General features: G+C 68.2%; 14 protein-coding genes. 5 read left to right on the top strand and 9 right to left on the bottom strand.

Annotated elements, in window-relative coordinates:
• Nucleotides 1–34 precede the first annotated feature (34 nt).
• On the bottom strand, nucleotides 35–1,009 hold the full coding sequence (locus AB8998_RS19735) for a proteasome assembly chaperone family protein (protein WP_369739400.1): 975 nt from the start codon (nucleotides 1,007–1,009) through the stop codon (nucleotides 35–37).
• Nucleotides 1,010–1,250: 241 nt separating this feature from the next.
• Between AB8998_RS19735 and AB8998_RS19730 the strand changes: the two genes are divergently transcribed.
• Nucleotides 1,251–2,069: a trypsin-like serine peptidase gene (locus AB8998_RS19730; RefSeq protein ID WP_369739399.1), complete on the top strand. Its 819-nt coding sequence runs from the start codon at nucleotides 1,251–1,253 to the stop codon at nucleotides 2,067–2,069.
• Nucleotides 2,070–2,082: 13 nt separating this feature from the next.
• On the opposite strand, the gene sthA is transcribed toward AB8998_RS19730, so the two are convergent.
• Nucleotides 2,083–3,498 (bottom strand): Si-specific NAD(P)(+) transhydrogenase, encoded by a 1,416-nt coding sequence (gene sthA / locus AB8998_RS19725; protein WP_369739398.1) that lies wholly within the window; start codon nucleotides 3,496–3,498, stop codon nucleotides 2,083–2,085.
• A 367-nt stretch (nucleotides 3,499–3,865) separates the two neighbouring features.
• Here sthA and AB8998_RS19720 point away from each other — a divergent pair, with 367 nt between their 5' ends.
• Nucleotides 3,866–4,924, top strand: a complete 1,059-nt coding sequence (locus AB8998_RS19720; RefSeq protein WP_369739397.1) for a DUF4192 domain-containing protein — start codon at nucleotides 3,866–3,868, stop codon at nucleotides 4,922–4,924.
• 5 nt (nucleotides 4,925–4,929) lie between these two features.
• Here AB8998_RS19720 and AB8998_RS19715 read toward each other — a convergent pair whose 3' ends face one another.
• From AB8998_RS19715 to AB8998_RS19705, 3 genes are all read right to left on the bottom strand, one after another.
• Nucleotides 4,930–5,619: an iron-dependent transcriptional repressor DtxR gene (locus AB8998_RS19715; RefSeq protein WP_369739396.1), complete on the bottom strand. Its 690-nt coding sequence runs from the start codon at nucleotides 5,617–5,619 to the stop codon at nucleotides 4,930–4,932.
• A gap of 144 nt (nucleotides 5,620–5,763) precedes the next feature.
• On the bottom strand, nucleotides 5,764–6,768 hold the full coding sequence (gene sigB / locus AB8998_RS19710) for a sigma-70 family RNA polymerase sigma factor SigB (protein WP_369741660.1): 1,005 nt from the start codon (nucleotides 6,766–6,768) through the stop codon (nucleotides 5,764–5,766).
• Between the two features lie 109 nt (nucleotides 6,769–6,877).
• Nucleotides 6,878–7,306 (bottom strand): DUF3099 domain-containing protein, encoded by a 429-nt coding sequence (locus AB8998_RS19705; RefSeq protein ID WP_369739395.1) that lies wholly within the window; start codon nucleotides 7,304–7,306, stop codon nucleotides 6,878–6,880.
• Between the two features lie 58 nt (nucleotides 7,307–7,364).
• Here AB8998_RS19705 and AB8998_RS19700 point away from each other — a divergent pair, with 58 nt between their 5' ends.
• Nucleotides 7,365–7,604 carry a DUF3039 domain-containing protein gene (locus tag AB8998_RS19700; protein WP_369739394.1) on the top strand — a complete coding sequence of 80 codons (240 nt, stop codon included), beginning with the start codon at nucleotides 7,365–7,367 and terminating at the stop codon, nucleotides 7,602–7,604.
• Here AB8998_RS19700 and AB8998_RS19695 read toward each other — a convergent pair whose 3' ends face one another.
• Nucleotides 7,605–8,582 carry a YihY/virulence factor BrkB family protein gene (locus AB8998_RS19695; RefSeq protein WP_369739393.1) on the bottom strand — a complete coding sequence of 326 codons (978 nt, stop codon included), beginning with the start codon at nucleotides 8,580–8,582 and terminating at the stop codon, nucleotides 7,605–7,607.
• A 65-nt stretch (nucleotides 8,583–8,647) separates the two neighbouring features.
• Nucleotides 8,648–8,830, bottom strand: a complete 183-nt coding sequence (locus tag AB8998_RS19690; RefSeq protein WP_369739392.1) for a DUF7455 domain-containing protein — start codon at nucleotides 8,828–8,830, stop codon at nucleotides 8,648–8,650.
• Between the two features lie 134 nt (nucleotides 8,831–8,964).
• On the opposite strand from AB8998_RS19690, the gene AB8998_RS19685 reads away from it, so the two are divergent.
• Nucleotides 8,965–9,348, top strand: coding sequence for a DUF952 domain-containing protein (locus AB8998_RS19685; protein ID WP_369739391.1), 384 nt, complete (start codon nucleotides 8,965–8,967; stop codon nucleotides 9,346–9,348).
• A 16-nt stretch (nucleotides 9,349–9,364) separates the two neighbouring features.
• Here AB8998_RS19685 and AB8998_RS19680 read toward each other — a convergent pair whose 3' ends face one another.
• Nucleotides 9,365–10,885 carry an RNA polymerase sigma factor gene (locus AB8998_RS19680; RefSeq protein ID WP_369739390.1) on the bottom strand — a complete coding sequence of 507 codons (1,521 nt, stop codon included), beginning with the start codon at nucleotides 10,883–10,885 and terminating at the stop codon, nucleotides 9,365–9,367.
• Between the two features lie 179 nt (nucleotides 10,886–11,064).
• Nucleotides 11,065–11,874, bottom strand: a complete 810-nt coding sequence (ppgK, locus tag AB8998_RS19675; RefSeq protein WP_369739389.1) for a polyphosphate--glucose phosphotransferase — start codon at nucleotides 11,872–11,874, stop codon at nucleotides 11,065–11,067.
• Between the two features lie 120 nt (nucleotides 11,875–11,994).
• Here ppgK and AB8998_RS19670 point away from each other — a divergent pair, with 120 nt between their 5' ends.
• The gene (locus AB8998_RS19670; RefSeq protein WP_369739387.1) at nucleotides 11,995–12,873 is read left to right on the top strand and encodes an inositol monophosphatase family protein; all 879 of its coding nucleotides are present in this window, start codon (nucleotides 11,995–11,997) and stop codon (nucleotides 12,871–12,873) included.
• The last annotated feature ends 1 nt before the right edge of the window (nucleotide 12,874 follow it).

Here is a 12,874-nt window from a genome sequence, read left to right as displayed (position 1 = left end):
GCCGCGGAGGCACTTCGCTGCACTCGGACGGCGCTCAGGCCGAGTCGTCGTCGTTGTGCTTCTTCTCGGCCTGCTGGGCCAGGAACCGCTCGAACTCGGCGCCGATCTCCTCGCCGCTGGGCAACTCCTCGTCACGAGCCAGTAACGATCTGTTCTCCTGCGCGTCGATGAAGGCATCGTACTGGCGCTCGAGCGCGGCTACCACTTGAGCCACTTCGGCGCTGGCCTGGACCTGCTCGTCGATCTTGGCCCGGATCTCGCCCGCCGCTTCCGACAGCGCCGACAGCGGTAGCTCCAGCGACCCGCTCTTGGCGACCTGCTCGAGCAGCGCCTGGGCGGCGGCGGGGTAGTCGGTCTGCGTCAGATAGTGCGGCACGTGCACGGTGAACCCGACCACCTCGTGACCATGCTGGGCCATCCGGTACTCGAGCAGATTGGACGCGCTGCCCGGGACCTGGATCTCGGCGATCCACGGCTGGAAGTCGGCGATCAGCTCTCCGTTGTTGGAATGCGCGGTCAGCGTGATCGGGCGGGTGTGCGGGACCGCCATGGGGACGGTGCCCAGTCCGATGGTCCGCCGCACACCCAACCGTTCGGCGAGCAGGCGCACCGCGGTGATGAAACGCTCCCATTTCAGGTCCGGCTCCATGCCGGCCAGCAACAGGAACGGCGTCCCGACGCTGTCGCGCAACGCGTACAGGCTCAGCTCCGGATCGTCGTAGCTGGTGAAGTGATCCGTCTTGAACGTCATCAGCGGGCGCCGCGAGCGGTAATCCAGCAGTTCGTCGATCGCGAACGAGGCGACCAGCTCGGTGTCGAGGGCCGCCCTGAGGTGGTTGGACGCCAGCCGTATCGCATGACCGGCGTCGGAGAAGCCCTCCAGCGCGTGCACCAGCACCGGTCCCTGGCCGTCGGACGTCAGCAACTGCGGCGCCGGGAACTCGAGCTCGTACATGCCCGCCTGTTCGGGTTGGTAGTACTCGTCGTCCGGGTCGTGGCGGTGAGCCATCGATGTTGCCTCCTTCCGGGAGCTGCTTGAGGGGTGCCCCCTGTAGTCTCCCCCAAATCGGGGGAACCCAACAATTGAACAGGGAACCCATGTGCGCCCGTATGTTCGAAACGCCAAAACGCGTCGGCGAAATTCCCGAGGCGTTGCGCGCGACCGAGCGGACCTGGCCGGCAAACCGCGGGGCGCACCAACTCCCGGTGGGAAATGCTCGCGCGGCGCCGGTCGGGCATGATGGGAGCCAATGCGAAGCGCGCTGAGAATGCTTTGTCCGGTGGTCGGCCTGGCGACGCTGTTGACGGCCTGCGGCCGGCCCGCCGACCACGCCGCGGCCCCCAGGGTGCCGACACAGGCGGCCAGCAAGCCCGTGGAACGGCTCAGCAAGCCCCAAAACGCGGCGCTCGCCGCGCCCGTCGACCCGGACATGCGGGTCGGGCCGATCTTCCTCGACGGGGGCACGCTGCACGTGTGCACGGGGTCGGTGGTGCATTCGGCGAGCGGGAACCTGGTGATGACCGCGGCGCACTGCCTGGCCGGCGGCTCGCAGATCAGCTTCGCTCCCGGTTTCGCCGGGGATGCCGCGCCCACCGACCTGTGGACGGCCGATGCCGTCTATCTCGACCCGCGCTGGACCGCCGCCAAGGACCCGCGCGCCGACTACGCGGTCATCCGGGTCAGCGGTCCGGCCGCTGAGTCGGTGGAGTCGCACGTCGGCTTGGCGCTGACCCTGGGCCAGGCACCGTCTCCCGGCAGTCACGTCACGGTGCTGGGGTATCCCTCGGGGGTCGGCGGTTCCCCCGTGGCCTGTCAGGCCAGCGCCGAGATCAATGAGAACGGTTACCCCTCGGTGGTGTGCGAAGGCCTGGTCGACGGCACCAGCGGCGGACCGTGGGTGAGCGGCACGACGATCACCGGTCTCACGGGCGGTTTCGAACGGGGCGGGTGCGCCGAGAATGTTTCGTATTCCGCGCCGTTCGATCAGCATGTCGCCCAGCTGCTGGCCCGGGCCGAAGCGGGTGGCCCCGGCGACACCGTCCCGAACGGCCTGGACGACTCCTGCTAGCGGGACGGGCGGATCAGCGGCGGAACTGGTTTAGCGCCCGCACCTTGTTCATCACGTCGAGCGCGGCGACCTTGTAGGCCTCGGAGAACGTCGGGTAGTTGAACACCGTGTCCACCAGATACTCCACGGTGCCGCCGCAGCCCATCACGGCCTGCCCGATGTGCACCATCTCGGTGGCGCTGGTGCCGAAGATGTGCACGCCGAGCAGCTTGAGGTCCTCGGTGGCAACCAGGAGTTTGAGCATGCCGTAGGAGTCACCGGCGATCTGCCCGCGCGCCAGCTCGCGGTAGCGGGCGACCCCGACCTCGTAGGGGACCGCGTTCTTGGTCAGTTCCACCTCGGTGGCGCCCACGTAGGAGATCTCGGGGATCGAATAGATGCCGATCGGCTGTAGTGCGGTGATGCCCTCCACCGGTTCCCCGAATGCGTAATAGGCGGCCAGCCGTCCCTGCTCCATCGACGTTGACGCCAGGGCGGGGAAGCCGATGACGTCGCCGACGGCGTAGATGTGCGGGACCTTGGTCTGGAACGTCTCGTCGACGAAGATCCGCCCGCGGTTGTCGGCCTCGAGCTCGGCGTTGTGCAGGTCCAGGTGGTCGGTCTGGCCCTGACGGCCGGCGGAGTACATGACGGTCTCGGCCGGGATCTGCTTGCCGCTGGCCAGCGTGGTCATCGTTCCCGTCGAGCCGACGTCGACCGCGGTCACCTCCTCGCCGAACCGGAAGGTCACCGCCAGGTCGCGCAGGTGGAACTTCAGCGCCTCGACGACCTCGGGGTCGCAGAAGTCGAGCATGTCGTCCCGCTTCTCCACGACGGTGACCTTGGTGCCCAGGGCGGCGAACATCGAGGCGTACTCGATGCCGATCACCCCGGCGCCGACCACGACCATCGAGGCCGGCAGCGACTTGAGGTCGAGGATCCCGTCGGAGTCGAGCACCTTCTCTTCGTCGAACTCGACCCCGGAGGGCCGGGCCGGCCGGGTGCCGGTGGCGATGACGACGTAATCGCCGGTGATGATGGTGCTTTCGCCGCGAGCGTGGTCTTCGACGCGGATGGTGTGCGGATCGACGAACCGGCCATGACCCGTGAGCAGGTCGATGCGGTTGCGCATCAGCTGGTTTCGCACCACGTCGGTTTCCTTGCCGACCACGTGCTGGGTCCGGGCCAGCAGGTCGGCGGGGGTGATGCGGTCCTTCACGCGGTAGCTCGCCCCGTAGAGCTCGCGCTGGTTCATGCCGGTGAAGTAGAGCACGGCCTCGCGCAACGTCTTCGACGGGATCGTGCCGGTATGGACGCATACCCCGCCGAGCATGCGGCCCCGCTCCACCACCGCGACCGACTTGCCCAGCTTGGCCGAGGCGATTGCGGCCTTCTGCCCGCCCGGCCCCGACCCGATGACCACCATGTCGTATTCGCGCGTCGACGCCATGGGCTAGACAGTAGCGAGCGACCTCATACCGCCTTGTCGGCATGACCTTTCTGGGCATACGAGCCGGTCGCTCCCACTTAGAAGATCACGTTCCCGACTCTCTCCACCCAAGGTGCCGGTCCGATGAAACCGGCTGTAAGCCACGCAAAGTGGCGGGTCGGAGCTTTGGCGATCCGAAGGAGCCACTGCAGGCGTCACGCCCGCGCACTTAACCCCACAACGAAAAGTTGGCCTGCCCGTGAACTTCGCCCTGACCAAGCGAAGCTAGAACAGCGCCACTCACAGTGCTGGGTTCATGCACAGCAGGAACGCTGCGCCGGTTCCGGTGAGCACCGGCTGACGGTGCCGCCCGTCAGCGTTGGGACTCATGACGACGGATCACGCGGACTTCGAACTGAATCGCCCCGGGGCATTGATCGCGGCACTACCGGCCGTTCTCGGCTTCGTCCCGGAGAATTCACTGGTGCTGGTGGCACTCGACGGCGGCGAGCTGGGGTCGGTGCTGCGGGTCGACCTCTCCGAGAAGCTCATCGACCGGATCGCCCACCTGGCCGAGGTTGCGGCCTCGGCCGAACCCGAGGCCGCGGTTGCGGTCGTCGTCGACGAGGCCGGCGCCCGTTGCCCCGGCTGCAATGATGAGTACCGGCAGCTGTGCGCGGCGCTCACAGATGCGTTGTCCGAGCACAACATCGAACTGTGGGCCGCCCACGTCGTGGATCGGGTGGCCGCGGGTGGACGCTGGCATTGCGTCGACGGCTGCGGCGCGGTCGGTGTGGTCGACGATCCCTCGGCGTCACCGCTGGCCGCGGCGGCCGTGCTGGACGGACGGCGGCTCTACCCGCGGCGTGCCGACCTGCAGGCGGTAATCGCCATCGAAAACCCGCGACGCACCGGCGAGTTGACCGAACTGCTCAGCCGGGAGGCCGCCGCCCGGGACGTGGCACACCGGGGCGATCCGACCGGCTGCAGCCGCCGCGACGTGGAACGCGCGCTGGCCGCCGCCGCCCGGGTCGCCGAGGGCCTTCCGCTGCCCGAGGCCGAGCTGGCCCGGCTGGGCTGCGCGCTGAGCGACGTGCAGGTCCGCGACGCGCTGTACGCGCTGGCGGTCGGCGAGAGGGCCGGGGAGGCGGAGTCGCTGTGGGCGCAGCTGGCCCGGACGTTGCCACAGCCCTGGCGCGTGGAAGCGCTCGTGTTGCTGGCGTTCAGCGCCTATGCCCGCGGTGACGGGCCGCTCGCGGGGGTGTCGCTGGAGGCGGCGTTGTGTTGCGATCCCGAGCACCGGATGGCGGGGATGCTGGACACGGCGCTGCAGTCCGGGGTGCGGCCCGAGAACATCCGGGAACTCGCCCTCACGGGCTACCGCCTGGCCAAGCGCCTCGGTGTTCGGCTACCGCCGCGGCAGGCGTTCGGCCGGCGTGCCGGGTAGGCCGGTCAGACCTTCTCGACCTTGACCGCGTGCGCCATCTCGTGCGGCAGGGTGACGTTCTCGTGACCGGGTATCAGGATGGTCACCCCCGCCGGCCCGGTCTCGACGGTCACCCGGGCGTTGGGCACGACGCCGGCGTCCTTCAGCCGGCTGATCAGGTCGATGTCGCCTTGCACATGCTCGGTGAGCTGCCGCACGACGACAGCCACCGGCGATCCGCCGGGCAGTTCGGTCAACCGGACCAGGTTGGCCTCCTCGGCGCCGGAGTCCGGGCCAACGCCCAGGTCCAAAAGACCCGGGATCGGGTTACCGAACGGGGAGGTGGTCGGGTGGTTGAGCACCTTCACCAGCCGGCGTTCGACGTCCTCGCTCATGACGTGCTCCCACCGGCACGCCTCGGCGTGCACTTCCTCCCAGGGCAACCCGATGACGTCGACGAGCAGTCGCTCGGCCAGGCGGTGCTTGCGCATCACGGAAACGGCCAGGGCGCGGCCCTTGTCGGTGAGCTCGAGGTGCCGGTCGCCGGCGACTTGGAGTAGGCCGTCTCGTTCCATTCGGGATACCGTCTGGCTGACGGTCGGTCCGCTCTGATCGAGGCGTTCGGCGATCCTGGCGCGCAGCGGCGTGACGCCCTCTTCTTCGAGGTCATAGATGGTCCGCAGGTACATCTCGGTGGTATCAACCAGGTCGTTCATTCAGCACCCTCCAATGACGCCGAGTCTACTGGGCCAGCTGCGCGAATGGATGCAACGCTTCCACGGCGCGAAGTATGCCCGCCGCGGAGGCGGCGGGCATACTTCCCTGCTATCTGGCTGTGGCCGGCGTCCGTGCCGGCGGCGTCAGCTCGCGTACGACCGGAGGCGGTCGGCACGCTCGCCGTTGCGCAGCTTGGACATCACGTCGCGCTCGATCTGGCGGACCCGCTCGCGGGACAGGCCGAACAGCTTGCCGATCTGGTCCAACGTGCGCGGCTGCCCGTCGTCCAGGCCGAAGCGCAGCCGGATGACCTGATGCTCGCGCTCGTCGAGAGTGGCCAGGACGCTGCGGATGTCGGTGTGCAGCAGTTCGGCGATCACCGCGTTCTCGGCGGACATCGCTTCGGCGTCCTCGATGAAGTCGCCCAGCGGTGCCTCTTCTTCGGAGCCTACCGGCATGTCCAGGCTCACCGGGTCGCGGCTGTGTTCGAGCAGGTCGTTGATCTTCTCGATCGGGATGCCCGATTCGGCGGCGAGCTCCTCGTCGCTGGCTTCGCGTCCCAGGTTCTGGTGCATCTCGCGCTTGATCCGCGCCAGCTTGTTGACCTGCTCGACCAGGTGCACGGGCAGCCGGATGGTGCGACTCTGGTCGGCCATGCCGCGGGTGATGGCCTGGCGGATCCACCACGTCGCATACGTCGAGAACTTGAATCCCTTTGTGTAGTCGAACTTCTCCATCGCGCGGATCAGGCCCAGGTTGCCCTCCTGGATCAGGTCGAGCAGCGGCATGCCCCGGCCGGTATAGCGTTTGGCCAGCGACACCACCAGACGCAGGTTCGCTTCCAGCAGGTGGCGCCGCGCTGCCTCGCCATCGCGCACGACGGCCGCCAGGTCGCGCTTGCGGTTCTCGCCGAGGCGCTTACGGGTTGCCAGCAGATGCTCGGCATAGAGGCCGGCCTCGATGCGCTTGGCCAGTTCGACTTCGTCCGCCGCGTTGAGCAGCGCCGTCTTGCCGATGCCGTTCAGATACACGCGCACCAAGTCCGCTGCGGGGCTTTGAGCATCCAGATCGCCTTCGATCCTGCTGGGGGTGGCGTTCGCCATAGCGACCTCCTGATCGGCTTGTGCTGTCGTATGGGTTAACGACAGGTACGGCCTGAGAGTTCCCGGCGGTCTGTGATCTCACACGCTATGACGTGCAGAAATGTACTGGCGAGCTGAGAAAGTCCTGAGAAGTGCGGGGGTCGCGGCCAGCACGCTAACCGTGGTGGTGTCCGCCGCGCGAACCGGGGTGTGGCTGGGGGTCGCGGCGGGGCTCGAGAGCCGGACGCTCCGCCGTCGGGAACAGGGGAGTACGGGGCGGGGCGGGGTCGAACCGCCGGGGCTCGTTGCGGCGCCGCGGCGGGCGGTCGTTGGCGATCAGCACGGCCATCCACGGCAGCGGCAGCGACGCGGCCACGATCGCTAGGGAGATCAGCCCGTTGTGCCAGGCGCCGTAGGCGACGGCGGCCAGGATGAGCGCCGGTATCCGGAAAGCCATCAGCGTCAGGTACTTACGCACCCGCGCGCGGTGCTGTTCGTCGTAGGAGGGCGCGGCGGCGGTGATGAGTACGGGACGGCCCTCGTCGTCGAACCTTTCATCGGGTCCCGGATCGGAGCCGCGCTTCATCCCTCCACTGTTCCACATGTCGCCGATTCCGGCTCGGCCGGTTTCGGACCTTGCGCAGCGGTGCACAATGTCGGGTATGGAGACGCAGACGATCGAACGCACCGAGACCGACGAACGCGTCGACGACGGGACCGGCAGCGATACCCCTCGGTACTTCCACTACGTCAAGAAGGACAAGATCGCCGAGAGCGCGGTGATGGGCAGCCACGTCGTCGCGTTGTGCGGTGAGGTCTTTCCGGTCACGCGCGCGGCCAAGCCGGGTTCGCCGGTCTGCCCGGACTGCAAGAAGATCTACGAGACGCTCAAGAAGGGCTGATCAGACCGGCGGCTCGGCCGTCGCGACGTCGCGCTTCTGCGCCGGCGAATCCCCGGTTTCCGTCAGCGCGCGCACGCGCGAGACCAACCAGTGGCGCAACCGGTGGGCATGCGTCTTGGGAGCGGGGAACTCCTCCTGGACGGCGGCGTTGAGTTCGGCGCCCAGCATGATCGCGAAACCGCCGAAAAAGGCGAACAGCAGAAACGCGATGGGTGTAGACAGCGCGCCGTAGGTGTAGCCGGTACGGGTGATCCAGCTCAGGTAGATCCGCAGACCCAGCGTGGCGACGACGAACACCGCCGTCGCCAGCACCGCCCCCAGGATCAGCCGGTGCGACGGCAGCGGCACCGGCAGCGCCACCCGGTACAGGATCATGATCCCGACCATCAGCCCGAGCGCCAGCGCCGGGTAGTAGCCGTAGCGCAGCGCGTTGGCCAGGGTGACCGGGATGTGTTCTCCGATCTTGCGCGGGCCCACCACCAGCAACGGTGCCGTCGACACGACGACCACGAGCATCACCACGTACAGGAACAAGGCGAAGAGCCGCTGCCGCACCGGGTGGCGCAACGGTGTCTGGCCGTGCGCTTCGACCACGGAGTCGACGAACGCCGAGATCGCCGAGGAGCCCGCCCACAGCGAGATCACGAAGCCCAGCGACACCACCTCGCCCCGCGCGCCGTTGGTGATGTCGCGCATGGTGGGTTCGATGATCTCGTTGACGACGCTGCGGGAGAACACCGTGTGGGCCGTCGTGATCACCTGGCGTTCGATGCTGGGCAGCATGTCCGGCCCGAACAGCGGCGCCACGTAGGCCAGGCTGCCCAGCATGCCCAGCAGTAGCGGGGGCAGGGACAGCGCCGACCAGAAGCCGGCCTGCGCGGACTCGGAAAAGATCGAATCGTCCCAACTCTTCGCAAGAGTTCGAAGACAGATTCGCCAGACGGGGTGGCGGGACGGTTTCGCGACCTGATCGCTCATACGAGTCCAGCATTACCGAAAACTGCGCCCGCGGCCCACATTGGCCACGGGTGAGTTGGTGTTGGCTAGCTCTCGCTGAACTCCAGCACGGCGGCCAGCTCGACCAGCTTGGCTTCGTGCTCGTTGGCGTGGTGCTGGCAGAAGAGAAGCTCGGCGCCGGAGGGCAGCGTGGCCCGAACGCGGGCCGCAGCGCCGCAGCGGTCGCAGCGGTCAGCTCTGGTCAAGGGACTGGTCAGAGTTGCGTTCATGGCTTCTCCGTTCTGGCGTTTACTCACTGTCTCAGACGTATGGGGTTTTCGCGTTGTTCCCCGATCGTTATCGGGTGTGTCGTTTCTCACGCGCTCCTCACGCCTTCCAGGAAGGCTCTTTAAGGTGTCCTTCCGTGACCTTCGCTCCTGACGTACTGGTGCACTTGTGCGGTGCCGACGAGTGGTCGCGGGCTCGCGAGGAGGGCGCGATCCGGCCGGAACCGTCCGGCTCTGACGTCGGGTCCGGGTTCATCCACCTGTCGACGCCGCAGCAGGTGCATCTGCCGGCAAACCGCCTCTACCGCGGCCGTGCGGACCTGGTGATGCTGCACATCAATCCTGGGCTGCTGGATTCGCCTGTTCGTTGGGAGCCCGGTGTGGCAACGGATCCGACGTCCATGGTGTTCCCGCATTTGTACGGTCCGTTGCCGGTGAGCGCTGTTATCTGGGTCACGGCTTACCGGCCGGGGCCCGACGGTTCGTTCCCGCCGGTCGCCGAGGCGCCGGAGTCCGTGTAGCTGCGCGCCCGGTTCTCTAGTCGAGATAGTCGCGCAACACCTGGGAGCGGCTGGGGTGGCGCAGCTTCGACATCGTCTTGGACTCGATCTGGCGGATGCGCTCGCGGGTGACCCCGTAAACCTGGCCGATCTCGTCGAGGGTGCGGGGCTGGCCGTCGGTGAGACCGAAGCGCAGGCGTACCACGCCGGCCTCGCGTTCCGACAGCGTCTCCAGCACGGACTGCAGCTGATCCTGCAGCAACGTGAACGACACCGCGTCGACGGCCACCACGGCCTCGCTGTCCTCGATGAAGTCGCCCAGCTGGCTGTCGCCCTCGTCGCCGATGGTCTGGTCCAGCGAGATCGGCTCGCGGGCGTACTGCTGGATCTCGAGCACCTTTTCGGGGGTGATGTCCATTTCTTTGGCGAGCTCTTCGGGCGTTGGCTCGCGGCCCAGGTCCTGCAGCAGCTCGCGCTGGATGCGGCCCAGCTTGTTGATCACCTCGACCATGTGCACCGGGATGCGGATGGTGCGGGCCTGGTCGGCCATGGCACGGGTGATGGCCTGACGGATCCACCACGTCGCATAGGTGGAGAACTTGTAGCCCTTGGTGTAATCGAACTTCTCGACCGCACGGATCAGGCCCAGGTTGCCCTCCTGGATGAGGTCGAGGAACGCCATGCCGCGGCCGGTGTAGCGCTTGGCCAGTGAGACGACCAGCCGCAGGTTGGCTTCCAGCAGGTGGTTCTTCGCGCGGTCGCCGTCGCGGCAGATCCACATCATGTCGCGGCGCTGGGCCGCGGGCAGTTTGTCGCCGCGGTCGGCCATCTCGGTCATCAGCTGCGTGGCGTACAGGCCGGCCTCGATTCGCTTCGCCAGCTCCACCTCCTCCTCGGCGTTGAGCAGCGCCACCTTGCCGATTTGCTTGAGGTAGGCGCGGACCGAGTCGGCGGAGGCGGTGAGTTCGGCGTCCTTACGGGCCTGGCGCAGCGCCTCGGATTCGTCTTCGTCCCACACGAAATCGCCGGACGCTTTGTCCTTCTCGGTGGGCTCGGCGATCTCCTCGTCGTCTTCGGCGGGAGCCGCAGTGGCCGCGGCGGGGGCGGCGGCGACGTCATCCTCGCCGTCCTCGGAGTCGCCCGCGTCGAGGTCGGCTTCCGGCGCCGCGTCGTCGTCGAGGTCGTCGAGACCGAGGTCGGCGATGTCGATCTCGTCGCCCGGCTCGCCGTCGAGGTCCGGCTCGGTGTCCAGCTCCTCGCCGGTGTCGAGGGCATCGGGGTCGGCCGCGGATTCCCGTGCGGCCGCTTTGGTGCCGCGCGCCGGCGCCTTCGCGGCGGCGCCCTTTGCGGTGGTGCGGGTTTTCTTCTCGTCGCCAGCCGCCGCGTCGGTCTCGTGCCCCGCCGCGGACTTGGCGCTGCGGGGCACGGCCTTGGCTGCCCGCTTCGCGGGCGCGGTGCCGTTGGCGGACTTTGCCGCCGGTCGCTTTGCGGGGGACGCTGGTGACTTCGTGGCGTTGCGCTTCACCGGTTCATCGGTGCTGGGTTTGGTCGCTGCCACTTACACCCCTTCGTTCGGATTCACTCCCGGCGCTTTGGGCATACTGAACCGAAAGTGTCTGCTATGTCGAATGTCGGCGTTGGATATCAGCGTGGCGATACGCACGCTAATGACTTTGGGCTGCCGCCGTGAACCATTGTAACGATACCGGGCGCTCGCACCGTCCGACCGGGCAAAATTCAGTGCGCCACGTCGACGGTGGCGGCCATGGCCGCACCCACGATGCCGGCGGTGTTCTGCAGCGCCGCGGCCACCACCGGGGTCCGGTTCTCGAGCAGCGGAATCCACTTGTCGGCCTTGCGGCTGATGCCGCCACCCGTGATGAACAAGTCCGGCCAGATGGCGTTCTCGATGGCCACCAGGACACGGGTGACCTGCTTCGCCCACTTCTCGTAGCTCCAGGCGTGCTTCTCCTTCACCGATGACGCCGCCCGCTGCTCGGCCTCTTTGCCGCCGACCTCGAGGTGACCGAACTCGGTGTTGGGAATCAACGCGCCGTTGTGGATGAGCGCGGAGCCGATCCCGGTGCCGAACGTCAGCAGCACCACCAGCCCGGCCCTGCCTTTGCCCGCTCCGTAGTGCTCCTCGGCGAGTCCGGCTGCGTCGGCGTCGTTGAGGATGGTCACGTCCTGGCCGTTCAGTTCGGCGCTGATAACGTCGCGGGCGTGGGTGCCGATCCACGACTTGTCGACGTTGGCCGCCGTCTGGACGACGCCGTGGGCGACCACACCCGGATAGGTGACCCCGAGCGGACCCGTCCACCCGAATCCGTTGACCACCTCGGCGATGGCCTTGGCGACTGCCGGCGGCGTTGCCGGTTGCGGGGTCGGCACCTTGATCCGGTCGCCGATCAACAGACCGGTGTCCATGTCGACGATGCCACCTTTGATGCCGCTGCCGCCGACGTCGATGCCGAATCCACGACGCTGGCCCAGACCGGCGACCGTCTCGGGGCCAGGCGTGTCGGTGGTCGGTTCGGTGCTGGTCATCGCGTCTCCTCGGCGGGGGGAGAGAGGACGGGGGAGAGAGGTTGTCCGGCTCACCTTAGCTTGGCGACTACGCGGGCCGCCGTTTCTGCGTGGCCGCGGCGATTGTGATGCGATGGAGCGGTGACCGGAACCGACGACGACCTTGCCCTGCTGCGTTCGGTGGCCGAGGCGCTGGCCACCGAGGCGGCCGAATTCGTGCGGCGCCGCCGCGCCGAGGTGTTCGGCCCGCATGCGGGCGCCCCGGGCGCCCCAGGCGATGGGGCGGTGCGCTCCAAGAGCACTCCGACCGATCCCGTCACCGTCGTGGACACCGAAACCGAACGGCTGCTGCGAGACCGGTTGGCGCGGCTACGGCCGGGTGATCCCATCCTCGGGGAGGAGGGCGGTGGCCCCGCCGAGGTGACCGCCGCGCACGGCGGGGCGGTCACCTGGGTGCTCGACCCCATCGACGGCACGGTGAATTTCGTGTACGGCATCCCCGCCTACGCCGTGTCGGTCGGCGCCCAGATCGACGGCGTGTCGGTGGCCGGGGCGGTCGCCGACGTCGTCGCCGGCCGGGTGTATTCGGCGGCGACCGGCCTCGGCGCGCAAGTCACCGACGGCCACGAGACGCGTTCGTTGCGGTGCGCGGCGGTCGAAGATCTTTCGATGGCGTTGTTGGGCACCGGTTTCGGCTACTCCGCGCCCCGCCGCGCAGCCCAGGCTGAGCTGCTGGCCAGGATGTTGCCGATGGTGCGCGACGTGCGCCGCATCGGTTCGGCGGCGCTGGACCTGTGCATGGTCGCCGCGGGCCGGCTGGATGCCTATTACGAGCACGGGCTGCAGGTGTGGGACTGCGCCGCCGGCGGGTTGATCGCGGCGGAGGCGGGCGCCCGGGTGGTGCTGCCGCCCCGCGACGTCGACGGGGCGGGGCTGGTGATGGCCGCGGCGCCGGGCATCGCCGACGAGTTGGCCGCGGCCCTGGAGCGGTTCAACGGCCTGGACCCGATCCTGGACTGAG

Source organism: Mycobacterium sp. HUMS_12744610 (assembly GCF_041206865.1).
Taxonomy (GTDB): Bacteria; Actinomycetota; Actinomycetes; order Mycobacteriales; family Mycobacteriaceae; genus Mycobacterium; species Mycobacterium servetii.
The sequence above is the reverse complement of the archived record's forward strand: the minus strand, read 5'-3'. Positions and strand labels throughout refer to the sequence as shown.

What these genes read in the sequence shown, in the direction of transcription:
- AB8998_RS19700 (WP_369739394.1), top strand. Translation starts at nt 7,365, where the DNA reads ATGGAGACGCAGACGATCGAACGCACCGAGACCGACGAACGCGTCGAC.
- AB8998_RS19695 (WP_369739393.1), bottom strand. Translation starts at nt 8,582, where the DNA reads ATGAGCGATCAGGTCGCGAAACCGTCCCGCCACCCCGTCTGGCGAATC.
- AB8998_RS19730 (WP_369739399.1), top strand. Translation starts at nt 1,251, where the DNA reads ATGCGAAGCGCGCTGAGAATGCTTTGTCCGGTGGTCGGCCTGGCGACG.
- AB8998_RS19690 (WP_369739392.1), bottom strand. Translation starts at nt 8,830, where the DNA reads ATGAACGCAACTCTGACCAGTCCCTTGACCAGAGCTGACCGCTGCGAC.
- ppgK (WP_369739389.1), bottom strand. Translation starts at nt 11,874, where the DNA reads ATGACCAGCACCGAACCGACCACCGACACGCCTGGCCCCGAGACGGTC.
- sthA (WP_369739398.1), bottom strand. Translation starts at nt 3,498, where the DNA reads ATGGCGTCGACGCGCGAATACGACATGGTGGTCATCGGGTCGGGGCCG.
- AB8998_RS19735 (WP_369739400.1), bottom strand. Translation starts at nt 1,009, where the DNA reads ATGGCTCACCGCCACGACCCGGACGACGAGTACTACCAACCCGAACAG.
- AB8998_RS19705 (WP_369739395.1), bottom strand. Translation starts at nt 7,306, where the DNA reads ATGTGGAACAGTGGAGGGATGAAGCGCGGCTCCGATCCGGGACCCGAT.
- AB8998_RS19720 (WP_369739397.1), top strand. Translation starts at nt 3,866, where the DNA reads ATGACGACGGATCACGCGGACTTCGAACTGAATCGCCCCGGGGCATTG.
- AB8998_RS19715 (WP_369739396.1), bottom strand. Translation starts at nt 5,619, where the DNA reads ATGAACGACCTGGTTGATACCACCGAGATGTACCTGCGGACCATCTAT.